This window comes from Nocardiopsis sp. YSL2, assembly GCF_030555055.1.
In the GTDB taxonomy this organism is placed as follows: Bacteria; Actinomycetota; Actinomycetes; order Streptosporangiales; family Streptosporangiaceae; genus Nocardiopsis.
Genome location: NZ_JAMOAO010000001.1, coordinates 924,005 through 947,242 on the forward strand (window position 1 = coordinate 924,005; position 23,238 = coordinate 947,242).

22 protein-coding genes and 3 tRNA genes are annotated in these 23,238 nt (G+C 71.4%); 6 read left to right on the forward strand and 19 right to left on the reverse strand.

From position 1 onward, the window contains the following. Positions 1-72 precede the first annotated feature (72 nt). Both M1P99_RS03960 and M1P99_RS03965 read left to right on the forward strand, forming a co-directional pair. A complete protein-coding gene (locus M1P99_RS03960) occupies positions 73-420 on the forward strand; it encodes a hypothetical protein (protein ID WP_304451314.1) in 348 nt (115 codons plus the stop codon). Positions 421-575: 155 nt separating this feature from the next. Next, positions 576-1,103 carry a DUF6315 family protein gene (locus M1P99_RS03965; RefSeq protein WP_304451315.1) on the forward strand — a complete coding sequence of 176 codons (528 nt, stop codon included), beginning with the start codon at positions 576-578 and terminating at the stop codon, positions 1,101-1,103. 88 nt (positions 1,104-1,191) lie between these two features. On the opposite strand, the gene M1P99_RS03970 is transcribed toward M1P99_RS03965, so the two are convergent. The 10 genes from M1P99_RS03970 to M1P99_RS04015 all read right to left on the reverse strand — a co-directional run bounded on the left by M1P99_RS03970 (position 1,192) and on the right by M1P99_RS04015 (position 9,414). Next, positions 1,192-3,270, reverse strand: coding sequence for an ATP-dependent DNA helicase (locus M1P99_RS03970; RefSeq protein WP_304451316.1), 2,079 nt, complete (start codon positions 3,268-3,270; stop codon positions 1,192-1,194). Between the two features lie 75 nt (positions 3,271-3,345). Then, the gene (locus M1P99_RS03975) at positions 3,346-3,819 is read right to left on the reverse strand and encodes an SRPBCC family protein (RefSeq protein WP_304451317.1); all 474 of its coding nucleotides are present in this window, start codon (positions 3,817-3,819) and stop codon (positions 3,346-3,348) included. Then, positions 3,812-4,162, reverse strand: coding sequence for a metalloregulator ArsR/SmtB family transcription factor (locus tag M1P99_RS03980; RefSeq protein ID WP_304451318.1), 351 nt, complete (start codon positions 4,160-4,162; stop codon positions 3,812-3,814). The genes M1P99_RS03975 and M1P99_RS03980 overlap by 8 nt, the downstream gene beginning before the upstream one ends. A 169-nt stretch (positions 4,163-4,331) precedes the next feature. Continuing rightward, complete coding sequence (locus tag M1P99_RS03985; protein WP_304451319.1) at positions 4,332-5,171, reverse strand: class I SAM-dependent methyltransferase; 840 nt, start codon at positions 5,169-5,171, stop codon at positions 4,332-4,334. A 138-nt stretch (positions 5,172-5,309) separates the two neighbouring features. Then, positions 5,310-5,759, reverse strand: coding sequence for a hypothetical protein (locus tag M1P99_RS03990; RefSeq protein ID WP_304451320.1), 450 nt, complete (start codon positions 5,757-5,759; stop codon positions 5,310-5,312). A 149-nt stretch (positions 5,760-5,908) separates the two neighbouring features. Beyond that, positions 5,909-6,472 (reverse strand): dihydrofolate reductase family protein, encoded by a 564-nt coding sequence (locus M1P99_RS03995; RefSeq protein WP_304451321.1) that lies wholly within the window; start codon positions 6,470-6,472, stop codon positions 5,909-5,911. Between the two features lie 398 nt (positions 6,473-6,870). Beyond that, complete coding sequence (locus M1P99_RS04000) at positions 6,871-7,653, reverse strand: hypothetical protein (RefSeq protein WP_304451322.1); 783 nt, start codon at positions 7,651-7,653, stop codon at positions 6,871-6,873. 548 nt (positions 7,654-8,201) lie between these two features. Beyond that, positions 8,202-8,274 (reverse strand) — tRNA-Ala (locus tag M1P99_RS04005). 164 nt (positions 8,275-8,438) lie between these two features. Further along, positions 8,439-8,858, reverse strand: coding sequence for a CBS domain-containing protein (locus M1P99_RS04010; protein ID WP_304451323.1), 420 nt, complete (start codon positions 8,856-8,858; stop codon positions 8,439-8,441). Between the two features lie 483 nt (positions 8,859-9,341). Continuing rightward, positions 9,342-9,414 (reverse strand) — tRNA-Ala (locus tag M1P99_RS04015). 144 nt (positions 9,415-9,558) lie between these two features. On the opposite strand from M1P99_RS04015, the gene M1P99_RS04020 reads away from it, so the two are divergent. The 3 genes from M1P99_RS04020 (at position 9,559) to M1P99_RS04030 (ending at position 12,071) form a co-directional block, all read left to right on the forward strand. Continuing rightward, the gene (locus M1P99_RS04020; RefSeq protein ID WP_304455569.1) at positions 9,559-9,852 is read left to right on the forward strand and encodes a co-chaperone GroES; all 294 of its coding nucleotides are present in this window, start codon (positions 9,559-9,561) and stop codon (positions 9,850-9,852) included. Positions 9,853-10,289: 437 nt separating this feature from the next. Continuing rightward, entirely contained in the window at positions 10,290-11,459 is a 1,170-nt protein-coding gene (locus M1P99_RS04025; RefSeq protein WP_304451324.1) for an alpha-hydroxy-acid oxidizing protein, read from the forward strand. A 66-nt stretch (positions 11,460-11,525) separates the two neighbouring features. Beyond that, complete coding sequence (locus tag M1P99_RS04030; protein ID WP_304451325.1) at positions 11,526-12,071, forward strand: hypothetical protein; 546 nt, start codon at positions 11,526-11,528, stop codon at positions 12,069-12,071. Between the two features lie 17 nt (positions 12,072-12,088). Here the strand turns inward: M1P99_RS04030 and M1P99_RS04035 are convergent, their stop codons facing one another. The 6 genes from M1P99_RS04035 to nadD form a co-directional block, all read right to left on the reverse strand. Further along, the gene (locus M1P99_RS04035; RefSeq protein ID WP_304451326.1) at positions 12,089-12,745 is read right to left on the reverse strand and encodes a dihydrofolate reductase family protein; all 657 of its coding nucleotides are present in this window, start codon (positions 12,743-12,745) and stop codon (positions 12,089-12,091) included. 272 nt (positions 12,746-13,017) lie between these two features. Further along, positions 13,018-14,502, reverse strand: a complete 1,485-nt coding sequence (locus M1P99_RS04040) for a polysaccharide lyase family 1 protein (RefSeq protein WP_304455570.1) — start codon at positions 14,500-14,502, stop codon at positions 13,018-13,020. A 481-nt stretch (positions 14,503-14,983) separates the two neighbouring features. Next, a tRNA-Ala gene (locus tag M1P99_RS04045) sits at positions 14,984-15,056 on the reverse strand. A 79-nt stretch (positions 15,057-15,135) separates the two neighbouring features. After that, a complete protein-coding gene (locus M1P99_RS04050) occupies positions 15,136-15,759 on the reverse strand; it encodes a histidine phosphatase family protein (protein ID WP_304451327.1) in 624 nt (207 codons plus the stop codon). 20 nt (positions 15,760-15,779) lie between these two features. Further along, positions 15,780-16,178: a ribosome silencing factor gene (gene rsfS / locus M1P99_RS04055; RefSeq protein ID WP_304451328.1), complete on the reverse strand. Its 399-nt coding sequence runs from the start codon at positions 16,176-16,178 to the stop codon at positions 15,780-15,782. A 17-nt stretch (positions 16,179-16,195) separates the two neighbouring features. Beyond that, positions 16,196-16,891, reverse strand: coding sequence for a nicotinate-nucleotide adenylyltransferase (gene nadD, locus M1P99_RS04060; RefSeq protein WP_304455571.1), 696 nt, complete (start codon positions 16,889-16,891; stop codon positions 16,196-16,198). 178 nt (positions 16,892-17,069) lie between these two features. Between nadD and M1P99_RS04065 the strand changes: the two genes are divergently transcribed. Continuing rightward, a complete protein-coding gene (locus tag M1P99_RS04065; RefSeq protein ID WP_304451329.1) occupies positions 17,070-18,122 on the forward strand; it encodes a M48 family metallopeptidase in 1,053 nt (350 codons plus the stop codon). Between the two features lie 111 nt (positions 18,123-18,233). On the opposite strand, the gene M1P99_RS04070 is transcribed toward M1P99_RS04065, so the two are convergent. From M1P99_RS04070 to M1P99_RS04080, 3 genes are all read right to left on the reverse strand, one after another. Further along, complete coding sequence (locus M1P99_RS04070) at positions 18,234-18,968, reverse strand: alpha/beta hydrolase (RefSeq protein WP_304451330.1); 735 nt, start codon at positions 18,966-18,968, stop codon at positions 18,234-18,236. 142 nt (positions 18,969-19,110) lie between these two features. Continuing rightward, entirely contained in the window at positions 19,111-21,510 is a 2,400-nt protein-coding gene (locus tag M1P99_RS04075; protein WP_304451331.1) for a bifunctional salicylyl-CoA 5-hydroxylase/oxidoreductase, read from the reverse strand. A 57-nt stretch (positions 21,511-21,567) separates the two neighbouring features. After that, positions 21,568-23,214, reverse strand: a complete 1,647-nt coding sequence (locus M1P99_RS04080) for an AMP-binding protein (RefSeq protein WP_304451332.1) — start codon at positions 23,212-23,214, stop codon at positions 21,568-21,570. Positions 23,215-23,238 lie beyond the last annotated feature (24 nt).

Sequence of the window (23,238 nt, forward strand, 5' to 3'; positions counted from 1 at the left end):
GATAGACTCGGTTCCACCGAGGGTGCCCCGGCGGGGTTTCCGAGAGCAGACGACCAAGGGACTGGAACGCCGATGGGATGGCGAGACCGCTTCGGACTCCGTAAGGCCAACCGGAAGGGCAAGGCCCGTTTCGACCGGGCGTCCGAGGATTCGGACATCAAGGCGCTGATGGAGTTCGCCAAGAGCCGGGTGGGCGTGGAGTTCTACGTCGAGCCCGAAACCTTCGCCACGGCGACCACCGCCGTGGCGGTGGCCACGGACGGCGAGTGGATCCGCCGCAGGTGCGGCTCCCCGGACGTCATCCGCAAGGTGGCCCGGAATCTGGCCACTCCGGCCTACGACGTCCAGATCGTCGGGTACCCCCAGCGGATGCGCGACTGGAGCGCGCGCAACAAGCGGGGGCTGTCCCTGGACGAGTGAGTCCGGACACGTCGGCCCCGCGCGCGCGTGCCGCCCGAAACCCGCGACCGCGTCATTTTGGGCATTGATGACGACACCTTGCCGCGACTTCCTCTCCGAACGGGTTCCCTCACGGGGGCATTCCGTCGCATACTCGCCTGGGAGGGGGGACGCTGATGAAGCAGGATCTCACAGCCCTGTGCTGCGAATGCGGCATGAAGCGCGTGGTGAGCGACTACCAGAGCGTAGGCGAGGCACAGTCCGCCTACGGCCTGGCCCGCTGTGTCGTGTGGCGCAAGTGCCGTGCGTGCGGTTACCGCACCTACCACGCCTACCTGCGAGCCGACGAGGAGCGCGACGAGCTGGAGGACGCCCTCCGGTTGGACGGCGCCCTGGCCGTCGAGGCGCTGGATGAAGAGGTGGAGCAGCTGCGGCTGTGCGGGGTCGATATCGGCCACGCCCCGGTCCCGGCGATCTGGGACGGCCAGTCCGTGGGCATGGTGACCCAGCGGCTGACCGACCGCGCCTACTCGATCGTGCTGGACCCCGAGGCCTCGGTGGTCTCCCGGCTCAAACTCATCGACATGATGTGGAACGAGCTTCTGGTGGGCGAGCACGACGACCGCTGGTACATCCAGGAGTCCGAGGACGAGAGGACCCCCGGGTACGCGGTGCGCCTCTTCGGCTACCGCACCCGCGGCTAGGCGGTTCGGGGGCGCTTCATGCCGGGGCCTTCGTCGTCGCCCGCCTCCACCCTCAACGGACGCCTGTGGCGCAGACCTTTCTGCTTTGCTAAGCCGGTTCGGGTGTGACCCGGCCGGAGAGCCGGCGCAGCGCGGACCGGGCCACGGACGGGTCCGTGGTGCCCCAGTAGGGCGGCAGCGACGCGCGCAGGAACCCCCCGTACCGCGCCGTGGCCAGGCGCGGATCCAGGACCGCGATGACGCCGCGGTCGTCGGTGGAACGCAGCAGCCGCCCGGTGCCCTGGGCCAGGAGCAGCGCGGCGTGGGTGGCGGCGACCGCCAGGAAGCCGTTGCCCCCGTGCGCGCCCACCGCCCGCTGGCGGGCCGAGGCCAGCGGGTCGTCCGGGCGCGGGAACGGGATGCGGTCGACGACCACCAGGGACAGTGAGGGCCCGGGGACGTCGACGCCCTGCCAGAGCGAGAGCGTACCGAACAGGCAGGCGCGCTCGTCGTCGGAGAAGCGGCTGACCAGCTGGCCGGTGGAATCGTCCCCCTGGCACAGGATCGGGTGCTCCAGGCGCTCCCGGAGCGCGTCGGTGGCCTGTTGGGCCGCCCGCATCGAGGAGAACAGCCCGAGTGTGCGCCCGTCGGCCGCCTCGATGAGCTCGGCGATCTCGTCGAGGTAGGCGTCGGCGAGCCCGTCCCGGCCCGGCGGGGGGAGGTGCTTGGCCACGTAGAGGATGCCGCTGCGGGCGTGTTCGAACGGCGAGCCCACGTCCAGGGAGCGCCAGCGCGGCTCTCCGGCGGCGCGGTGCGGTCCGTCGTCGGAGTCAGCCCCGGATCCGGGCTCGTCGGCGGGCTCCGGCCGCGGGGTCCGGGCGGACGCGGCCTCCTCCTCGGCGACCTCGCGGCCCAGACCCCACTGGTGGGCCAGGGCCGAGAAGGAGCCGCCGAGGGTGAGCGTGGCGGAGGTGAGCACGACGGTGCGGTCCCCGAAGAGCTTCTCCCGGAGCAACCCGCCCACGGCGAGCGGGGCGACGCTGAGCGAGGGGGGCCGGGCCGGCGCCTTGGTGAGCCAGACGATGTCGGTGCGGTCGCGCAGCGCGGGCTCGAAGGACTCCAGGACGCGCACGGCGGTGTCGTGGACCTCGCCGAGTGCGGCCAGGGCGAGCTTGCGGTCCGTGGCGGAGTCCGGGTCCTGCTCACCGGGCGAGGGACCGATGGCGGTGACACAGGCCGAGGCGGCGTCGCGGACCGCCGCGACGGCGCCGGCGAGGCCGTCGTCGATGTGGTCGAGGCGCCCTTCGGGGGCTTCGGTGAACATCAGGGCGAGCCCGTCGGCGCATTCCGTGAGGCGCTCGCTGATGCCCGGCTCGACCAGCCGCGCGGCCCGTTTGGCGGCCGTGCCGACGGAACGCTCGGTGAGCGTCCCGGTGGCCACGGAGGTGGCGCGGTCGACGAGTTCGTGCGCCTCGTCGATCATGATGGTGCTGTGCTCGGGCAGGATGTGGTTGCCCTGGGACATGTCGATGGCGAGCATGGCGTGGTTGGTGACCACGATGTCCACGCCCTGGGTCGCCTCGCGGGCGAACTCGGCGAAGCATTCCTGGCCGAAGGCGCACACACGCGCGCCGACGCACTCGTTGGCGCCCACCGACACCTGCCGCCAGGCCAGGTCGCTGACGCCGGGTACGAGTTCGTCGCGGTCGCCGGTCCCGGTCTCCTCGGACCACTCGTGCAGCCGGGCGACCTGCCGGCCCAGGGAGGAGAGCTGGCGCGGGTCGAACAGCTCGCTGTCCTCGGCCTCCTCGTCGGCGGTCTGCAGTCGGTTGCGGCAGAGGTAGTTGCGGCGGCCCTTGAGCACGGCGAACGCGGGTTCGCGGGGCAGCAGCGGCGCGAGCGCGGTGGCCAGTCGCGGCAGGTCGCGGCTGATGAGCTGGTTCTGCAGCGCGATGGTGGCGGTGGAGACCACGACGGTGGTCTCGTGGGCCAGCGCGTGTCTGACGGCGGGCACGAGGTAGGCCAGGGACTTGCCGGTGCCGGTGCCGGCCTGGACCACCAGGTGCTCGCGCCGGTCGACCGCCTCGGCCACGGCGCCGGCCATCTCCGTCTGGCCCTCGCGGCGGGTGCCGCCCAGGGAGCGGACGGCCGCGTCGAGCAGGGTGGGAACGTCGGGAAGATCTGCCACGCATCGACAGTACCGGCCCGGGACGACAGCATCGGCGCCGTCCACAGGCCGGCTCAGGGGATCGTCGCGATCCGCTCAGGTCATCGTGCGGAGCAGCGCCTCCAGGGCGTCCATCGACTCCGTCAGCCCGGTCTCCATGCCCGAGTCGACCATGCCGTCGCGGTCCTCGACGGACTGGAAGACCGAGTAGGCGGTGTAGACGGTGCGCTCCCCCTCGTCCTCCAGGGAGTGCGTCTCCAGGAGGACGTGTCCGGGCTGCCCCTCGAACTCGAAGGTCTGGACGTAGCGCTCGGGCGCGGTGACCTCGTGGAAGACCCCGTGGAAGGCGTACTCCCCGCCGTCGGCGTCCTTCTCCACGACGCGCCAGGAGCCCCCGGACCGGGGCTCGAACCGGTCGATGTGGAGCTCGCTCTCCTTCCTTCCCCACCACTGCGCCAGGTACCGCGGATCGGTCATCGCCTCGAACACCACGTCGCGCGGGGCGTCGAAGCCGCGCCGGACGACGATGTCCTGCCGACCGGGCTCGGCGACCACTTCGAGGTCACTCATGGTCCGTCTCCTTCTTCCTGTCGTCCTGGATGGTCCGGATGACCGAGTCGAGCCGGGCGAATCGGTCCTCCCACTGTTCGCGGTACCGCCCGATCCAGACCGAGGCCTGCTCCAGCGGCTCCGCCTCCAGTCGGCACGGCCGCCACTGCGCCTCGCGCCCACGGCTGATCAGCCCCGCGCGCTCCAGCACCTTCAGGTGCCGGGAGACCGCCTGGAGGCTGATCGGGAACGGCTCGGCCAACTCGTTGACGGTCGCCTCGCCCTCCGCCAGCCGCGCCAGCAGGGCCCTGCGGGTCGGGTCCGCCAACGCCGCGAACGTCAGACTCAACGGGTCGTTCGCCATATCTTATTCAATCGCTAGGTTGATCAACCGATGTGTTGATTATCTGCCCGTGGGCATCCCCGGGTCAAGGGCTCTCGGAGGGGTGTCGGGGGACGTCCTCGCGGACCGGGCCGCGCGTCCGACGGGCCGGGCGCCCGAAGGCGGCCCGGCCCGTCCTCACCACCGCGTGTCAGACCTTCGTCCCCCGGCCGATGTTGACCTCGGCGTGCAGCACAGCCCCGTCCCGCCCGCCCGAGCGCTCGCGGAGGAGGCCGTCCAGGACGTCCAGCACGGCGGCGCGCTGGCGCGCGTCCAGCCCGGACACCAGTCGCGCCCCGATCGGGTGGCTGGAGGTCACCTCGTTCCACAGCTCCGCCCCGGAGCCGAAACGCATGTCCCACTCGACGGTGTCGACCGCCGTACCGGTCAGACCGGCCCCGTCCAGCGCGCGACGGAACACCTCCGGGTCGGCGAACTGGAACGGCGGCGGGGGCGGGTCCTTGGGCAGGCCGGCGAACCCGTGCACGACGGCACCGACGGCGCCGACGAAGAGTCCGAGGAACTCGGCCCCTGACAGGGCTCCGAAAGCGACGACGAGGACGGTCCCGCCCCGTCTGGTGACACGGGCCATCTCGGACAGCGCGGGGCGCGGGCCGGGTGACATGGTCACGCCGTTCTGCGAGGCGGCCACGTCGAAGGCGCCGTCGCCGAAGTCCAGGGAGCCGCAGTCCATCACCCGGGCCTCGACCGAGCGCAGACCCTCGGCCCTCGCCCGCGAGGCGAGGCGGTCGACCATCCCCGGGGCGATGTCGACGGCCACCACCTCCGCCCCGCGACGGGCCGCCGGAAGGGCGAGTGCCCCGGTCCCGGCGGCCACGTCCAGAAAGCGGGTCCCCGGGCCGATGTCGATCCGCTCCAGCGCCTGCTCGCCCAGCCGGAGGGTGTTCGGAGTGACGTATTCGTCGAAGCCCGGGGCGAGCGCCTCCCACTGGTCCCGGACCTGGCCCATGGCCGGTGTGGGTGTGGTCATGACGTCCTCCTCCACGGAGCGAGGGTCGCGGCGCCCGCACCTACGCCCGGCGAGCGACCGCGAGTGGACCATCGGACACCCCTCCATTATGGGGAACCGAACGCCGCCCGTCCATGCAACGGGAGGTGTCACCGCTGGTCAGCGCAGGTCTGCGAACGCGCGGCCGATCTCGGCCTCGGCACGCAGAACGGTCGGCAGCAGCTCGGAGTCGATCCGGTCGCGCTGTTCGGGCCGGGCGCCGCGCCCGCGCCGCACCAGGTCCTCGGCGAGCGCGGTCAGCACCGCGCGGATCCGGCGCACGTGCGCCAGGCCGGGCGAGTCGGCGGGCCGGCGGGGGGTGTGCTCGGCCAGGAGCGTGTAGCTGTCGGCCAGTACCTGCTCGATCTTCTCGAGCGCGGCGGCCCGGACCACCCGGTCCCATTCCTCGTCCGAGAAGGGCTCCGCGACCGGTCGCGGAGCGGCGGGAGCGGGTGCTGGAGCGGGGTCCGTGTTCCGACACTCCCGGCAGTGCCGACAGGTGAGCGAGGTCGCCGGTTCGTCGCGACGCGGGAAGAGCTGGAGGGAGATCAGGTTCCACAGACTGCGCATAGCGCCCCCGGATGTCTCGTGTTTGGGGTTATGTCTGCTTTGACGATCCCACCGTGGGTCCGGTTCCCCCGCCCCGCGTGGGCCGGGCGCCGCTCGGAACTCGTCCGACCGGCGCCCGGGGAAGGGGATTCCCGTCCGACCCGCGTGCCTCAGCGGACCACGTCGAAGACCTGCTTCTGCACGCCGTTGGAGTACACCGCGTGCTCGACCAGGTTCAGCTTGGTGAGGTCCTTGTCGGTCCCGCTGAACAGGCGCTTGCCCGCGCCCAGGAGCAGGGGGTGGACGAGGAGGTGGTAGCGGTCGACCAGCCCGGCGTCGGCCAGGGCGGCGCCCAGCTCGGCACTGCCGTGGACGATGATCGGGCCGCCCTCGGTCCGCTTGAGCTCGGCGACGTCGTCGAGCGACCTCAGGACCGTGGCGGGCCAGCGGGAGTCCTCCTCGGCGAGCGTGGTGGACACGACGTACCGCGGCATGGCGTTGTACCCGGCGAACTCCTCCATCGAGGGCCACACGGGAGCGAACGCCTCGTAGCTGCGGCGTCCGAGCAGCAGGGCACCGGCCTCCTGCTGCTCGCGCTCCTTGATCTCGAACGCCTTCTCGTCCATCTCCAGGGCGTTGAAGGTCCACCCGGAGTTGCGGTAGCCGGGTTCGCCGCCGGGTGCCTCCATGACGCCGTCGACGGACACGAACGAGGTGATGATCAGGGTGCGCATGGTGTTCTCCTTGGTCTTGTTCCCCGCTGACACCCCATCGTCGATCGGGCCGCCCCGCATTCGACACGTCGGAAGAATTTTCTTCGTGCGGATCGTCGACGGCCGCCCCGCCGGCCCCCACGACCCGCCCCGGGGCGGCACTGAGGCCACCCACAGCGTGGATGGCCCCGAAGAAACGGTGAGGCGACCCCGCGAGGCGGACGACGTACCCGAGCAGGGTCGTATCGGAGCAGCGAGGCCAGGGGATCGCCCCCCAAGGATGCCTGCGCGAGAGGTCGCGCGGAAACCGACCGTGCGGGCCTGCGTGCGGACCCTGAGTGGCCTCGATACGACGCTGGTCGCCAAGCCGTCGATCGTGGGACGCACCTCGGACCGGGGAGGTCCCTGATCGCTCCCGGTCAGTCGAGCTGTCGGACGCCGGAGAACTCGAAGTCGTAGAGCTGTTCATTGATCCGGAGCCCGTCGACCGCACCGACGAAGGCGTTGTCCCTGCCCTTGCTGATGGCCAGGCTGTAGGTGATCTCCGCGTCCGGCAGCTTCTCCTTGAGTTCGGCGAACGAGCACGGGTCGGACCCGGTACAACCGATCGCGGCTCCCGTCGCCCCGGTGGCGAACCAGGCACTGCCGCCATTGTTGGCGCGATATTTCTGCCAGACGTTGTTGGCCGGAGTCTCGGGGGCCGACGGGCTCTCCGAATCCTCGGGCAGATAGACCAGGCTCGAGTAGGTCACGTTCGGGTCCAATCCGGGATCGACCTCCAACAGGGCGCCCGGCAATGAGACACCCGACAGGCTGTCCATTCCGACGTATATCCAGTAATGCAGGAGATTGATGTCCTCGAGCCGCAGTCCGGCGAAGTCCGTTTCGTTTCCGAAATCGATCTTCTCCGTGCCGTCGGCGACGATGATCCCCAGACTGCCGTTGCCGAAGGGCGGAGACTGGGTCGCCGAGGGGTTGCCGTCCGGGCGCCCGAGGGGCCCGTCCCGGAACACGGCATTCGGCGAGCCCAGCGTGTTTCGGCCGATGACACCCCACGTGGACGGCCGGGAATGGGGATAGGACGAGGCGCTCTGCCCCTTGTCCTCTTCCCCGGCCGACGCGGGCGCGCCCGCCGCCACGAGGGCGGTGGCCACCATGGCTGCGCCGGACAGGACGCAAGTAAGACGCTTGGCGATTCCCATGAATTCTCTCCTGGATGGACTTCGTTCCCACATCGATAAACGGGGCGGAGCCATGGCACGCGGGACAGAGCGCGACACGGAGCCCTTGAGTTGATCACCCTAGGACCGAAACCCTCCACCCAAATGCAGTGAAACCCGGAGATCCAAGCAGGATGGAATATTTGGAAGTTCGTTTACCTGCCAAAATAAGACGAAAGGGATCAAATCACTTCATCTTGTGACACTCGGCGCCCTTGAGCAGCCACTCACCGATCAGACGGTTCGTGGGGAACGTGGGGAACGTGGGGCTCCGCCCGCACTCCGACGACGACCAGCACCGTCCAGCGGCAAGGTCGGGGAGCGCACCCGGGAGAAACGAAGAGACGACCCGGCAAGGCGGGCGAAGGCCGCCGAGCGAGGTCGTCTCGGCGTCGAGTGGACCCGACGGGACCTCACTCGGACCCGCGGGGCGAAGCCCCGCGTCGGGGGTCTGGGGGTCGCCCCCAGAAGAAACGACGAGACGACCCGTGCGGGCGCCTCAGCGCGAGCAGGGTCGTCTCGGAGTCGAGTGGAGCTATGGGGATTCGAACCCCAGACCTCCTCCATGCCATGGAGGCGCGCTACCAACTGCGCCATAGCCCCGTGTGAAGCAACGGGAAAAGTCTACCGGACGGGAAGCGTCGGGCTGACCAGATCGGTGGGTCGAGATCGTGTGAGCTGCGCGACCCCGCAGTGGGGCCGACCTGCCCGACCGACCGCGCGGGTGCTCCCGCGCACGGGTGGTGTCGTGCGCGGAAGCGGTCCGGTCAGTGGTTGGGTTCGGCGGCGCTGACGTCGGCCAGCGCGGACCTGCGATCGGTCTCGACGGCGAGGTCGCCCATCGTCACGATCCCCACGAGGTGGTCGTTCTCCACCACCGGCAGGCGGCGCACGGCGTCGCCTCGCATCGTGCGCACCGCGTCGGAGACGTCGCTCTGCGGCGGCACGCTCACCACCACCGAACTGCAGATCGAACGGGCGCTCTGGGTCTCCGGGTCACCCCCGGCGGCCAGACAGCGCACCACGATGTCGCGGTCCGTCAGGATGCCCACGGGGTGATCTCCCTCGGTGATGACCACATCGCCCACGTCGGACTCACGCATCACCTCGGCGACCTCGCGCAGTGTCGCCTCCGGGGCCACCGTGCGGACAGGGCTCGTCATCACGTCGGCAACGGTCCTGGCCATGTCCTTCCCCCTTCTCTCGGCTGCGGTCCCACTGCGTCCCCTAGCCGATCCCCACCCGCTGAAACATGGCCCCGAGGGCCCTCCCCGTCCTGCCGGGGCGGCAGGACCGCCGGGGTTCCTGTGTCAGCTCCAGGTGAGGTCGCACGGCGTCTCGCCTCGGCCTCCTCCGCCGGGGAGGGGGCGGGACCTCACTCGCGCCTCCGGCGGTACCTCCTCCGGTGCGTCCCACAGGGAGCATCCGGTCGGGGCGGCGAGCAGGGCGCACACGGGCACCGCCCACCACGCTGTACGGACGGCGGGAAGAGGGGGCGTTCGGCTGCTCACCGGGGGCTCCGGCCTTGCCCGGGGCGTGGAGGCTGTGCGGCCCACACCCAGGACGCCGTGGCGGTTCCGAGGGTGGTCCTCGGTCGGGTCGCCCCGGGAGAAACGACGAGACGACCCGTGCGGGCGCCTCAGCGCGAGCAGGATCGTCTCGGAGTCGAGTGGAGCTATGGGGATTCGAACCCCAGACCTCCTCCATGCCATGGAGGCGCGCTACCAACTGCGCCATAGCCCCTGGTGTGCCGGGCGGTTTCCCCGCTCGGCGATGGCAACACTCTACCGGAGTCCGGGAGTGGGTCGGTCCATCGCCCGCCGGTCGATAGTCGGTTTCCGGTCCGAATACCCTGGAGTGGTGCCAGAATCCAAGCTTGAAATCCAGATGCTCCACGACCGCCTGCTGGTGAGAGCGGTCCCGGACAAGAGCGAGCGGCGCAGCAGTGCCGGACTGGTCATCCCCGACACGGTGAAGCTCGCCACCAGGCTCGCCTGGGGCGAGGTCTGCGGTGCCGGTACCGGCGCCCGGCACGTCAAGACCGGCGACCGCGTGCTCTTCGACCCCGAGGAGCAGGGAGAGGTCGAACTCAACGGCGAGCGCTACGTCATCCTGCGCGAGCGCGACGTACACGCCGTGGCCAACGAGTCCCCCGAGCGGGGTACCGGCCTCTACCTGTGATCCGCGTGCCCCGGGGCACGCGGGGCACCCCTCGCTCCCGGTTCGGTCGGCCTGCTCCGTCGACACGGCCCTGGCCAGGGACAGCAGGCACATGTTGAGCGCCTCGTAGGCGGCCACCCCGGCCACGGCCGCGTGGACCCTCCAGCGCACGGCCCCGCGCACAGGAGCCGCCGCGCCCGCAGCGACGTGGCCCTCGGGTCGGGGCCGCCCTCCCCGTGGCCCCGCTCCACCGGATCGGGCCAGGCCGGGGCCGCGGTCCCACAGGCTGTCCGCCCCGCCGGCGGACGAGGACAGGGTACGATCCCGCCGGGGCCGGCCGGCGCGAACGGCTCCAGGACCACGGGTCGCGGGGCGACGCCCCGCCCCCGGTCCGTCGACCCTCCCGAGCGCCGACCAGGGCGCTCCCGTCCCCGGCGCACCGCGCCTGTGAGGCCACCATGAGCGACTTCGCCCAGTACCAGGACCTCGTCTACGCCGACGCGACCAACGGCACCCTCCCCCGGCTTCCCTACGACCACGAACGCCTGCGCGACCTGGCCGAGCAGGTCATGGAACCCGGCCCCTTCGGCTACGTCGAGGGCGGCGCGGGCCGCGAACGCACCGCGTGCGCCAACGTCGAGGCCTTCTCCCGCTACGCCCTGCGACCGCGCAGCCTGCGGCCCGGGGCGGGCGACAAGGGCGGCCTCGGCGTGACCCTGTTCGGCGAGTCCTACCCGACCCCTCTGCTCACCGCGCCCGTGGGCGTGCTGGAACAGGTCCACGACCGGGCCGAACTCGCCCTGGCCGAGGGCGTCAACACCGTCGGGGTACCGATGGTGCTGTCCACCGCCTCCTCCACGCCCATCGAGGAGGTCGCCGAGGCCGTGGACTCCTGGTGGTACCAGCTGTACTGGCCGGGTGACGACGAACTGGCAGAGTCGTTCGTGCGGCGCGCGACGGCGGCGGGCGCCAAGGCGATCGTCGTCACGACCGACACCAAGCGCCTCGGATGGCGCCCACGCGACCTCGCCCAGGGCCATCTGCCCTTCCTGCGCAGCCAGGGAACCGCCGTCTACTTCTCCGACCCGGTCTTCCGGTCCCGGCTCAAGACCGCCCCCGAGCCCGGCGGGGTGTTCACCGAGGCCGTGTTCCACTTCCTGGGATCGTTCGCCGACAAGGGCCTGAGCACGGACAACATCGCCCGTATCCGCGCGTGGACGGATCTTCCGATCCTGGTCAAGGGTGTGCTGCGGGCCGACGAGGCGGTCGAGCTGGCCGAGGTCGGAGTGGACGGAGTCGTGGTGAGCAACCACGGCGGCCGCCAGATCGACAACTCCGTGGCGGCCCTCGACGCCCTGCCCGAGGTGGTCGAGGCCGTGGGCGAACGGATGACCGTGCTCTTCGACTCGGGTGTGCGCTCCGGCGCGGACGTGGCGGTGGCGATGGCGCTGGGCGCCCGGGCCGTACTGCTGGGGCGCCCGTGGGTCTACGGCCTGGCCGTGGACGGCGCGGCCGGGGTGGAACACGTCCTGCGCTCGTTCCTGGCCGAGCTGCAGATCACCGCGGAGCTGCTGGGCCGCGACATCGCCGACCTGGACGGCACCGACGTGGCGAGGCGCCGGGGCTAGCCTGTCGCTCAACCTCGGCCCGTGGCGCCCGGACCCCGCTTCGGACACGGGTCTAGGGTTCGGTGCATGGGGGAACGCGAATTCCAGCTGGTGCTGCTGCGCAGGATGGCCGACGTCCGACCGGAGCTGGTCGAGGAGGCCGTCCGCCGGCTGGGGGCCACTCGCACCGAGATGCGCGAGGCCAACCGCCGGTGGCAGGCCGCGGTCAGGGGCAGGCGGGGTCCCGCCCGCCACTCGGCGGTGCTCGGCCCCGCCCCGTGGCGGCGGCACGTCCCGGTGGGCGACCTGTCCTGCGAGGCGCACCGGTGGCCGCTCTCCCTCTGGCCCGACCTGCGCTTCGAGGTGGTCACCGCGCCGGGCGGGGCCGTGGTCCAGGAGTGGCTGGTCCGGCCCTCGGACTCGCCCGCGCCCGTGCTGCGCGGCATCGGCGACCTGCGGCCGTGGTCCTGTGTCATCGACGACGTCGCCCGCGCGCTCCCCTCGACCCCGCTGGAGGGCACCGCACCGTCGCGCTGGCGGCTGCTGCTCACCGCCCCGGAGGGCGGGCGCCACGTCGCGGACTTCACCTGGGGACTGTTGCAGCAGGTCACCGAGGTGCAGCCGCGCCGGTGACACCCCCGTGCACCGGATCAGGCGATGGTCTCCCTGCCCTCGACGACCCGGAACTCGTCGTGCGTCCCGAGGTCGATGGCCGGGTCCGGGACCAGCGTCAGAGCGACCACGCCCCCGGCGCTGACGAAGCCGGACTCGACCCGGAAGCCGCCCGGAAGCGAGGACTCGTCGAAGAGTCGCTTGCCCTGGCCGACCACGGCGGGGAAGACCAGCAGCCGGAACACGTCCACCAGCCCGGCGCGGTGCAGGGTTTGGGCCAGCCGCCAACTGCCGTGGACCTGGAGCTCCTCGCCGGGGCGCTCCTTGAGGGCGCGGACGCGGCCTTCGACGTCCGCGGAGATGACGGTCGTGTCGCCCCATCCGGCGTCCGCCTCGTCGAGCGTGGTGCTCACCACGTGCTTGCGATGGGTGTTGAGCACCGTGGCGACCGGGTTGTCGGGGTCGGTGACCTCGGGCCAGTAGTCGCGCATCATCTCGAAGGTGGTGCGGCCGAGCAGGATCTCCCCCGCCATCGCGAACCACTCCCCGCCCACCACGCGCTCGAAGACCTCGTCCTCGCCGAACGGCATGACCCAGCCGCCGCGTGTGAAGCCGCCGTTGGTGTCCTCCTCCCGCCCTCCGGGGCCCTGCATGACGCCGTCGAGGCTGAGGAAGGTGTTGACGCTGAGCTGCATATCGATCTCCCGGGTCTCGTGCGGCCCCCAGGCCGCTTCTCCCCCTACAGACCACGAAGGCCGCTCGGGGTCATCGACCCTCGCCGGGCTTTCCCGAGCGTTGGGACCCCGCCCACGCCCGTGCCCCGGGATCGGGGCCCTGTTCGCCTTCGGCGCCGGTCCGCCATGACCGAACGGCCGGCCCGCCCAGTGGTGCGGACGGACCGGCCGGAGCGGTGACACGCTGTCGTCACCGCCGATGGTCACGGCGACTCTTCGAGTCCGAGCTCCGCTCAGGAGCCGGCGTAGGTCTCGAACTCGGCGACGCGGGGCGTGCCGTTCGAGCTGGTGACCTCGAAGTCGATCTTGCGCAGCGACGTCGGGGCGAAGGTGATGACACCCGCTCCGCTGCCGCTGGTCAGGACGTCCCCGGAATCGTGGTCGACGACCCGCCAGGAACCGATGTTGCCCTCGGCCCCGGCCGCCTCACGGATGTTGATCGAGGACACCGTGGTGTCGGAACCCCACTTGACCGAGATGCGGCCGGTCGAGCCGGTCGGCGACCAGTAGGAGCCCATGTCACCGTCGACGACGTTCCCGTAGCTGGTCCCGCTCGCCTTGCTCGAACCGTCGGCACCGGCCCCGATGCTCAGGTTGGTTCCGCTCGGGGGGTCGGTCGGGTCCGGGTCGGTCGGGTCCGGGTCGGTCGGGTCCGGGTCGGTCGGGTCCGGGTCGACCGGATCCGGGTCCGACGCCTCGCAGTCGCCGTCCGAGACGCGGTTGCCCTTGCCCGCGCCCGCGGTCTGGGCCACGACCTCCGGCACGCAGCCGGCGTCGTCGAGCTCGTAGGAGTACGGAATGCTCACCGAGGTGGTGGACTGCGGGTTCGGTCCGGCGGGGTAGTTCTTGTCGCCCTCGCTGGACCAGGTCACGTTGTCGTAGATGTTGCCGTCGACCTCCCAGGTACCCCTCTCATTGGTGTAGAAGGTGCCCAGGACGTCCTTGGAGTCCTCGAAGTAGTTGTTGTCCACCTTCACGCTGGCCCCGGCCCGGGAGTTGATCCCGGACTTCTGGATCCCCGCGAAGTGGTTGTTGTACGTGTGCCCGACGCCGCCGCGCAGGAGCGGCGTGCGCGAGTCGATGTTCTCGTACAGGTTGTGGTGGTACGTGACGTAGCCGTTCGAACGGTCGCTCTCGCTGGACCCGACCAGTCCGCCACGACCGGAGTCGCGCAGGATGCTGTAGGAGAGGGTGACGTACCGGGTGTTGTTCTTCATGTCGAAGAGGGCGTCGTAGCCCTCCGACTCCCCGCCGGAGGCCTGCAGGGTGACGTGGTCGACCCAGACGTTGCGGACGTCGGCCTCCATCCCGATGGCGTCGCCGCCGTTGGACGTGGGAGAGCCCGACTTCTTGACGTTCTGGACGGTCACGTTCTGGATGACGATGTTCTCGGACCCACGGATGTGAATGCCCAGCTCGTCGAACACGGCGCCACTGCCGGTACCGACGATGGAGACGTTGCTGATGTTCTTCAGCTCGATCACGTCGTCGGCGGTGTCGCAGCTGTCGCCCGACACCTTGGAGGTGTTGCCGTGGTTGATGGTTCCCGAGACCTCGATGATGATCGGGGTGCTGGTGCTGGCCCGCTCGCACAGGGCCCGGTGGATCTCGGTTCCGGTCGAGGCCTGGACGGTCGCTCCGCCCTCGCCGCCGGTGGTCCCGCCGTTCTGGGTCGCGAAACCCGTGGCGCTACCGGTCTGTGCCGATGCCATGGACATCGGCACGGCGACACCGGCCGTCACCAAGGCCGCGGCGGCCAGCGTCGACACGAGTCCACGCGTCGTTGATCGTCTCACTGTTGACTCCTAGTAGAGGGTGGGCAGGGGGGGTGCCCACCCTCGAGAGTAGAGAAAGCGCTTTCCGTGTCAAGGGGGGTTCTGCAAACGTTTGTAAGAGGAATGAACATCCTCGCTGGCACCAGTGGCTTTTACCTGCGCCTTCACGACATCCAACAAAAAGCTCAGGGTTTGGGCCGCCAAGAGATGCAACCGATTGGATCGACGGGCACGACCGCCCGGGCTCGCTCGAACGGCGTACTGGTGGGCGGTCGCAGATCGGCGACGGGACCGGGAACGACGAAACGACCCGGCGAGCGCGTCAGCGCCGGCAGGGTCGTCCCGGAGGAGCGGGGGCCGTCCCCCGAAAGGCAGAAGGCCCGCACGGGAGGTTGCGCAGCAACCGGCCATGCGGGCCTACTCGTGGAGCTATGGGGATTCGAACCCCAGACCTCCTCCATGCCATGGAGGCGCGCTACCAACTGCGCCATAGCCCCGTGTGGGAGTCGTCGGGGGCGAGCCCCTTCCGACTCCCAGAACCATAGCGGAATCCGGCGCGAACGTCGAAACGGATTCTCAGGCGTCGTCGCTGAGGACGACCGGTTCGGGCAGGCTGGCGGCGTTGTGCTCCATCAGGCGCCACTGTCGGCGGCGCCGCTGGAGCACGGTCCAGCTGCAGTTGCTGAGCGGGCCGAGGATCTCGCGCTGCTCGTCCGGCACGCCCAGCATCCGGGCGATGGCCACGCGCAGCGCCGCCCCGTGGCTGACGACCACGAGCAGACCGCCCGCCGGGGTGCGCCGCAGCGCGCGGTCGACGGCCGCGCTCATACGGTCGCCGACCTCGCTGATGTGCTCCCCGTCCGGGATGTCCATGCGTGCGTGCTCGATGGGCCAGCGGGCGGACAGCTCGACGCCGGTCATGCCCTCCCAGGACCCGCCGAAGCGTTCACGCAGGCCCTTGTCGAACTCCACCGGGATCCCGCAGACACGGCTGAGGTACCCGGCGGTGTCCGCCGTGCGCTTGAGGTCGGAGGAGACGATGAGGGACGGCCCCATCGTCGCGAGCAGCCGCCCCGCCCGCTCGGCCTGGGCGTGGCCGACCGGGTCGAGTTCGATGTCGGTCTGCCCCTGGAAACGGTTCTCGACGTTCCAAGCCGTGCGTCCGTGCCGCCAGAACAGGACTCGAGGCGTGTCGCTCACGTGGTCGCTCTCCGCTTCGGCTACTGCTCGTCCAGCGGGGTGCGGTCGGATCCCCGCGCCCCCTCCGGAAGCTCGATCTCGGGGCAGTCCTTCCACAGCCGCTCCAGGCCGTAGAAGCCGCGCTCCTCCTCGTGCTGGATGTGCACGACGATGTCGGCGTAGTCGAGCAGCACCCACCGGCCGTCGCGTTCACCCTCGCGGCGCACCGGCTTGGCTCCGCCCTTGATGCGGAGCTGGTCCTCGATCTCGTCGACGATCGAACGGACCTGTCGGTCGTTCGGCGCCGAGCAGAGCACGAAGGCCTCGGTGATGACGAGCTGCTCGCTGACGTCGTAGGCGATGATCTCCTGGGCGAGCTTGTCGGATGCGGCCTGAGCCGCGACCTTGACCAGTTCGAGTGCCCTGTCGGTGACTGTCACGTTGTGCTTGCTGCCTTTCAGCTCTCGAGGTAGAGCCCGGTCTTGTTGATGTAACGGACGATGCCGTCGGGGACCAGGTACCAGATGGGTTCACCCTTGCGGACCCGCTCCCGGCACTCCGTCGAGGAGATGGCCAGGGCCGGTACCTCCACCAGCGAGACCTTGCCCTCGGGCAGTCCGGTGTCGCTGAGATGGTGTCCGGGACGGTTACAGCCTACGAAATGCGCGAGCTCGAAAAGTTCGTCCACGTTGTGCCAGCTCAGGATGGCGCCGAGGGCGTCGGCTCCGGTGATGAAGAACAGCTCGACGTCGGGACCGTAGTTCTCGCGCATCTGGCGCAGGGTGTCGAGGGTGTAGGTGGGCCCTTCACGGTCGATCTCGACCCGGTCCACCCGGAACTGCGGGTTCTCCGCTGTGGCGATGACCGTCATGAGGTAGCGGTCCTCGGAGGGGGTGACCTTGTCGAGGTCCTTCTGCCAGGGCTGTCCGGTGGGGACGAAGACGACCTCGTCGAGCCCGAACAGGTGGGCGACCTCACTGGCCGCGACGAGGTGTCCGTGGTGGATGGGATCGAAGGTGCCGCCCATGATACCGACCTTGGCCGGAGCGGCTCCCCTGCGCCGGGGCTGGCCGCCCGCGGTCGCGCCGTCGTGTTCGTGCGCCACTGTGCGCTCCTGAGTCGTTTCACGGTGGACGTTGCCGGGATCGGCCAACCGAGGGTAGCCGACACCGGCCTCGCATCCCCTCATGCCCCTTGTGTACGTCAACGACCCGCAACACGTCGTGCTTCCGAGAGCTTCCCGGAGCGATCACGAGAGACGCGCGAATCACGTCATATCTCGATGGCCCGAAACCGTGGCCAAGCGGCATCACGGCGCATAGCATGCCGATATGGCCAACACTCCAGACCGCGTACGCGTCCGGCTTCCAGAGATCTCACCCCGTGCCTACGAGCACCCCGCCGACCGCGGCGCGCTGGTCGCGCTGCGATCGCTGCGCGGGTTCGACGAGGTGTTCAAGCGCATGTCGGGCCTGTTCAACGAACGCGCGCTCCGACTGATGTTCCTGTCCGGCGCGGTGCGCGTGGGGCCCACCCAGTTCCCGCACCTGTACGACTACGTCCGCGACGCCGCCTACGTCCTGGACCTGGACGAGGTGCCCGAGCTCTACGTCCAGATGAACCCCAAGCCCAACGCCATGGCGATCGGCAGCCAGAAGCCGTTCATCGTCATGACCACGGGCCTGTTCGACCTGTTGGAGGCCGAGGAGCAGCGCTTCGTCATCGGCCACGAGGTCGGGCACATCCTCAGCGGACACGCCGTCTACCGCACCATGCTGCTGGCGCTGATCCAGCTCGCGGCGCGCGTGGCGTGGATCCCCCTCGGCTACATCGGGCTGCGCGCCATCGTCGCCGCCCTCGAGGAGTGGTACCGCAAGTCCGAGCTGTCCTGCGACCGGGCCGGCCTGCTGGCCTGCCAGGACGCCGACGCCGCCAAGCGCTCCCTGATGAAGCTCGCGGGCGGTTCCAAGCTCGCGGAGATGAACCCGGACGCCTTCCTCGAGCAGGCCCGGGAGTACGAGTCCGGCGGTGACGCGCGCGACAGCTTCCTCAAGCTGGTCAGCCTGATGGGCACCACGCACCCCTTCGCCGTGGTGCGCCTGGCCCAGCTGCACCGGTGGATCGAGGACGGCTCCTACCAGCGCATCATCGACGGCGACTACCCGCGCCGCGCCAGCGACCGCGACACCAGCGTCGGCGAGGAGGCGCGCAGCGCGGCCAAGTCCTACAAGGAGTCCTGGGAGCGGTCCGAGGACCCGCTGCTGGGCACCCTGCGCGACGTCGCGGGCAGCGCGGCCAGCGCCGGGGGGAAGATCTTCGACACCGTCGCCGACCGCTGGCGCGGCGGCCCGCGCCGCGACGAGGGCGCCAACGGCTCCTCCTGACCGGTCGGCACCGAGCGGGCGGCTCGCACGGGCCGCCCCTCGGCCGCTCCCATCCCCGGTCCCCGCCCGCCCCGAGGGGACGGGCACCCGTGCGCCGCGCACGGAGCGGAGTCATCCCTCCAGGTGGTCTCGGACGCCCCGCCAGGCCGCGTGGCCCGGATCGATGACGGCGAAGTGGTCGGCTCCGGCCACCTCGTGGTAGGTCACGGCGTCCCCGGCGGCACGGGCCGCGGCCACGTAGTCGCGGCTGTGCTCCACCGGGACGCGCTGGTCGGCGCCGCCGTGCACGACCAGCAGCGGCACCCCGACCGGCACGCGCCGCGCCGGGGAGCTGGAGGCGTACAGCTCGTCCGAGGGGCCGGCGCCCAGGAACGGGGTGACCGCCCCCTCCCCCAGCCCCTCACGATCACTGCGCTCCAGATCGGTGACGGGCGCGAGGGCGACCACCGAGGTCACCGGGGACTTTCCCGCGGTCCCGGCGTTGAGCAGGGCCAGATGCCCTCCGGCGGAGTGGCCGACGGCCACCACCCGGGACGTGTCGAACCGGTCCGGTGCGCGGTCGGCGGCGTCGCCGATCATCGCCAGGGCGTCACCGACGTCGTCGAGGGTCCGGGGCCAGCCCCCGCCGTCGGCGCCGGTCCGCCGGTACTCCACGTTCCACACCGCCCACCCGGCGCCGGACAGGTCACGGGCCAGGGGGTCCATGAGGCGGGCGTCGTGCTTGTCGCGCCACCAGCCGCCGTGCAGCAGGACCGCGACCGGCGCGGGCGCGCCGCCGGTCCCCCGTGCGTCCCATCGGTGCACGGTCTGGCTGGGGTGGTCGCCGTAGGACGTGGTGGTCGGCACGGGTGCTCCTCGCGATGCGGATGTCGGTGGGTCGGGGGCGTGGTCAGGGGGTCGGTGGGCCGCGGCCGGGGTGCGGCGCGCCGGGCACGCGTCCGTGCCGCCGGCGGCCGCGGGTCCCCGGACCCCGCCGCCCGGCGCCGCGTCACCCGCCCGGACGCCAGCGCCGGTGCCGTGTCCCGGCCCCGGCGCCACCCCGCCCCTCCAGCAGCGCCAGCCGCGGACGGGGCCCGTCCGTGCGCCCGGTGGGCGGCTTGCGGCTGCCCGCGCGGAACGGAACCGGCCAGGTGGCCCCCGGCCCCTCGTACCCCTGCTCGGCCGCCGCGTGCAGTGTCCAGTGCGGGTCGTACAGGTGGGGACGGGCGAGCGCGCACAGGTCGGCGCGACCGGCCAGGACGGTCGAGTTGACGTCATCGTAGGACGAGATCGCCCCGACCGCGATCACGGGCACCCCCGCCTCCCGGCGGATCCGTTCGGCGAAGGGCACCTGGTAGCTGCGCCCGAAGGCGGGCCGCTCGTCCGGGGTGACCTGGCCGGTGGAGACGTCGATGGCGTCGGCCCCGGCGTCGGCGAAGGCGCGTGCGATGGCCACGGCGTCCTCCGCCGTGGTGCCGTCCTCGACCCAGTCGGTGGCGGAGATGCGCACGGTGAGGGGTTTGTGGCCGGGCCAGACGGCACGGACGGCGGCCATGACCTCCAGCGGGTAGCGCAGCCGACCCCGCAGGTCGCCGCCGTAGCGGTCGGCGCGGTGGTTGGTGACCGGCGACAGGAAGCCGGAGAGCAGGTAGCCGTGGGCGCAGTGCAGTTCGAGGACGTCGAACCCGGCGCGGTCGGCGGCTCGCGCGGCTTCCGTGAAGTCGTCGCGGATCGCCGCCAGTCCCGCGGCGTCGAGTTCGCGCGGGACCTGGTTCACGCCCGGCCGGTAGGGCAGCGGCGAGGGCGCCACGACCGGCCAGTTGCCCTCCGGCAGGGGCTGGTCGATGCCCTCCCACATCACACGGGTGGAGCCCTTGCGCCCGGAGTGGCCCAGCTGGACGCCGATCCGGGCCTCGGAGTGCTCGTGGACGAAGTCGGTGACGCGGCGCCAGGCGGTCTCGTGCTCGGGCCGGTACAGGCCGGTGCAGCCGGGCGTGATGCGCCCCTCGGCCGACACGCACACCATCTCGGTCATGACCAGCCCGGCCCCGCCCAGCGCCTTTCCGCCCAGGTGGACCAGGTGGAAGTCCTGGGGTGTGCCGTCCACGGCCGAGTACATGTCCATGGCCGAGACCACGACCCGGTTGGCGAGTTCGGTCTCCCCGAGCCGGAAGGGATGGAACATCGGGGGCCGCCGCCCGGCGGGCGCGGGGCCGGCCGCGGCGCCGGCACCGGCGCCGTTCCCGACCTGGCCGGCGAACCAGTCGTCGACGGCGGCGACGAACTCGGGGTCCCGCAGGCGCAGGTTGTCGTAGGTGACCCGGCGGCTGCGGGTGAGCAGGTTGAACGCGAACTGTACGGGTTCCTGCCCCACCTGGCGGCCGATGTCCTCGAACCACTCCAGGCTGGCCTGGGCGGCGCGTTGGGTGCTGGCCACGACCGGCGCGCGCTCGTCCTCGTAGGCGTCCAGGGCGGAGCCGAGGGTCTCGTGCTCGTGCAGGCAGGCGGCCAGGGCCAGGGCGTCCTCCATGGCGAGCTTGGTGCCCGAGCCGATGGAGAAGTGGGCGGTGTGGGCGGCGTCGCCCAGCAGCACGGTGTTGCCGTGCCGCCAGGTGGCGTTGCGCACGGTCGTGAAGCTCTGCCAGCGCGAGTGGTTGGGCCGCAGGCGGTGTCCGTCCAGGACGTCGGCGAAGAGCTTCTCGCAGCGGGCGATGCTCGCGGTGTCACTCGCCCCCGGCTCAGGGTCGTGCCCCCGGTCGAGGTCGGCGAAGCCGGCCGCGCGCCACACCTCCTCGTGCATCTCCACCAGGAACGTGCTGGTGTCCGGGGCGTAGGGGTAGCAGTGCAGCTGCATCACCCCGTGCGGCGTCTCCAGCACGTGGAACGTGAAGGCGTCGAAGACCAGGTCCGTGCCCAGCCACATGAACCGGTTGCCGCGGCGGTCGAGGGTGGTGCCGAAGGCGTCGGCGTGCGCGGCCCGGGTCGCGCTGTGGGCACCGTCCGCCGCCACGACGAGGTCGTGGGTGCCGGCCAGGTCGGCCGCCGGCGGTGCCTCGGTCCGGGTGCGTACCGCCACGCCGAGTTCGGCGCAGCGGGCGCGCAGGATCTGCAGGAGGCGTCGGCGGCCGATGGCCGCGAACCCGTGGCCGCCGGAGGTGACGACCGTGTCCCGGTAGTGGATGTCGATGTCGTCCCACCGCGCGAACTCCGCCGCCAGCGCGGCGTACACGTCGGGGTCGGCGTGCTCGATGCCGCCGAGGGTCTCGTCGGACAGCACGACCCCGAACCCGAACGTGTCGTCGGGCGCGTTGCGCTCGTACACGGTGATCTCGTGCGTGGGGTCGAGCCGCTTGGTCAGTGCAGCGAAGTAGAGGCCGCCGGGGCCGCCTCCGACGCATGCGATGCGCATGCCGCCCGCCTTTCCGAATCGGTTCCTGGCCGTGTCCCGTGCCCTGGCCGCGCCGGCTCAGGGTGCCTCCCGGAGCTTGAACCGCTGGAGCTTGCCCGTGGCGGTGCGCGGCAGCGCGGCCAGGAACTCGATGGAACGCGGCGTCTTGTAGGGGCTGATCCGCTCGCGGACGTGCTCCTTGAGCCGGGCCGCCGTGTCGTCCCCGGGTGAGGTGCCCTCGCGCAGGACCACGTAGGCGCGCGCGATCTGGCCGCGCTCGGGGTCGGGCACGCCCACGACGGCGGTCTCCTCCACCTCCGGGGCGGTGATCAGTGCCTCCTCCACTTCCGAGGGGGAGATGTTGTAGCCGGCGGAGACGATCATGTCGTCGCTGCGCGCCCGGTACCACAGGTAGCCGTCCTCGTCGCGGACGTACGTGTCGCCGGTGAAGTTCCAGCCGTGTCGGACGTAGGCGGTCTGGCGCTCGTCGGCGAGGTACCGGCAGCCGACCGGGCCCCGGATCGCCAGGTGGCCGGGCTCGCCGTCGGGCACGGGTCGGCCGTCGTCGTCCAGAACGGCGGCGGTGAACCCGGGGACGGGCACTCCGGTGGATCCGGGTCGCAGGTGGTCGTCCGAGGAGGACACGAAGATGTGCAGCATCTCGGTGGCCCCGATGCCGTCGAGCATGCGCACGCCGGTCGCCTCGTACCAGGCCCGCCAGGTGGCGGCGGGCAGGTGTTCCCCGGCGGAGACGCACCGGCGCAGGCCGGACAGGTCGTAGCCGTCCCGGTCGCCGCGGTCCAGGCGCGCGAGCATGGCCCGGTAGGCCGTGGGCGCGGTGAACACGATCGTGGCGCCCCGTTCGGAGATCGCGTCCAGGAGGGCTTCGGGTCGGGGCCGCTCCAACAGGATCGAGGAGGCGCCCGCCCGCAGGGGGAAGATCAGCAGCCCGCCGAGTCCGAACGTGAATCCGAGGGGCGGGCTTCCGGTGAAGACGTCGTCCGGGGTGGGCCGGAGCACGTGCTCGGAGTAGGTGTCGGCGATCGCCAGGACGTCGCGGTGGAAGTGCACACAGCCCTTGGGGGCGCCGGTGGTGCCGGAGGTGTAGGCGATCATGCAGGCGTCGTCCGCGGCGACGCGGACGGGGGTGAACGGCCCGGGGTGGCGCTGGGTGCGCACCGTGAGGTCGTCGGCGCCCGTGCCCCCGTAGGCCAGGACCGCGGGCGCGGCGTCCAGGTCGGCCGCGCTGTCGGCGCACGCGGTGGTCAGGTCGTCGAGGAAGCGGGCGTCGCACAGGGCGTGGGTGACGCGGGCGGAGCGCAGGACGGTGGCCAGTTCGGCGGCCCGCAGGACGGGCAGGACGGTGACCACCACGCCCCCGGCCTTGAGGACGGCGAGCCAGCAGGCGGCGGTCCACGGGGAGTTGGGGCCGCGCAGCAGAACGCGCTGTCCGGGGACCAGGCCGGTCTCCTCGGCCAGCACGTGCGCGATCCGGTCGACGCGGTCGCGCAGCTCGCCGTAGGTCCAGGATTCGTTCTCGCCGGTCAGGCACGCGCGATCGGCACCGTGGGCGGCGATGGTGCCGTCCAGGAGGTCCTCGGCGCAGTTGAGGCGGTCGGGGTAGGCGGGCTCGCGGTCGAAGGAGAGGACGGGCCACTGGTCCGGCGGCGGGAGGTGGTCGCGGGTGAAGGTGTCGATGTGGCCGGTGGGTGACAGGGACGACATGGATGCCTCCGGTCGGGGCCTGGT

What these genes read in the sequence shown, in the direction of transcription:
- M1P99_RS03960 (WP_304451314.1), top strand. Translation starts at nt 73, where the DNA reads ATGGGATGGCGAGACCGCTTCGGACTCCGTAAGGCCAACCGGAAGGGC.
- M1P99_RS03965 (WP_304451315.1), top strand. Translation starts at nt 576, where the DNA reads ATGAAGCAGGATCTCACAGCCCTGTGCTGCGAATGCGGCATGAAGCGC.
- M1P99_RS03975 (WP_304451317.1), bottom strand. Translation starts at nt 3,819, where the DNA reads ATGAGTGACCTCGAAGTGGTCGCCGAGCCCGGTCGGCAGGACATCGTC.
- M1P99_RS03980 (WP_304451318.1), bottom strand. Translation starts at nt 4,162, where the DNA reads ATGGCGAACGACCCGTTGAGTCTGACGTTCGCGGCGTTGGCGGACCCG.
- M1P99_RS03985 (WP_304451319.1), bottom strand. Translation starts at nt 5,171, where the DNA reads ATGACCACACCCACACCGGCCATGGGCCAGGTCCGGGACCAGTGGGAG.
- M1P99_RS03990 (WP_304451320.1), bottom strand. Translation starts at nt 5,759, where the DNA reads ATGCGCAGTCTGTGGAACCTGATCTCCCTCCAGCTCTTCCCGCGTCGC.
- M1P99_RS03995 (WP_304451321.1), bottom strand. Translation starts at nt 6,472, where the DNA reads ATGCGCACCCTGATCATCACCTCGTTCGTGTCCGTCGACGGCGTCATG.
- M1P99_RS04000 (WP_304451322.1), bottom strand. Translation starts at nt 7,653, where the DNA reads ATGGGAATCGCCAAGCGTCTTACTTGCGTCCTGTCCGGCGCAGCCATG.
- M1P99_RS04010 (WP_304451323.1), bottom strand. Translation starts at nt 8,858, where the DNA reads ATGGCCAGGACCGTTGCCGACGTGATGACGAGCCCTGTCCGCACGGTG.
- M1P99_RS04020 (WP_304455569.1), top strand. Translation starts at nt 9,559, where the DNA reads ATGCTCCACGACCGCCTGCTGGTGAGAGCGGTCCCGGACAAGAGCGAG.
- M1P99_RS04025 (WP_304451324.1), top strand. Translation starts at nt 10,290, where the DNA reads ATGAGCGACTTCGCCCAGTACCAGGACCTCGTCTACGCCGACGCGACC.
- M1P99_RS04030 (WP_304451325.1), top strand. Translation starts at nt 11,526, where the DNA reads ATGGGGGAACGCGAATTCCAGCTGGTGCTGCTGCGCAGGATGGCCGAC.
- M1P99_RS04035 (WP_304451326.1), bottom strand. Translation starts at nt 12,745, where the DNA reads ATGCAGCTCAGCGTCAACACCTTCCTCAGCCTCGACGGCGTCATGCAG.
- M1P99_RS04040 (WP_304455570.1), bottom strand. Translation starts at nt 14,502, where the DNA reads ATGTCCATGGCATCGGCACAGACCGGTAGCGCCACGGGTTTCGCGACC.
- M1P99_RS04065 (WP_304451329.1), top strand. Translation starts at nt 17,070, where the DNA reads ATGGCCAACACTCCAGACCGCGTACGCGTCCGGCTTCCAGAGATCTCA.
- M1P99_RS04075 (WP_304451331.1), bottom strand. Translation starts at nt 21,510, where the DNA reads ATGCGCATCGCATGCGTCGGAGGCGGCCCCGGCGGCCTCTACTTCGCT.
- M1P99_RS04080 (WP_304451332.1), bottom strand. Translation starts at nt 23,214, where the DNA reads ATGTCGTCCCTGTCACCCACCGGCCACATCGACACCTTCACCCGCGAC.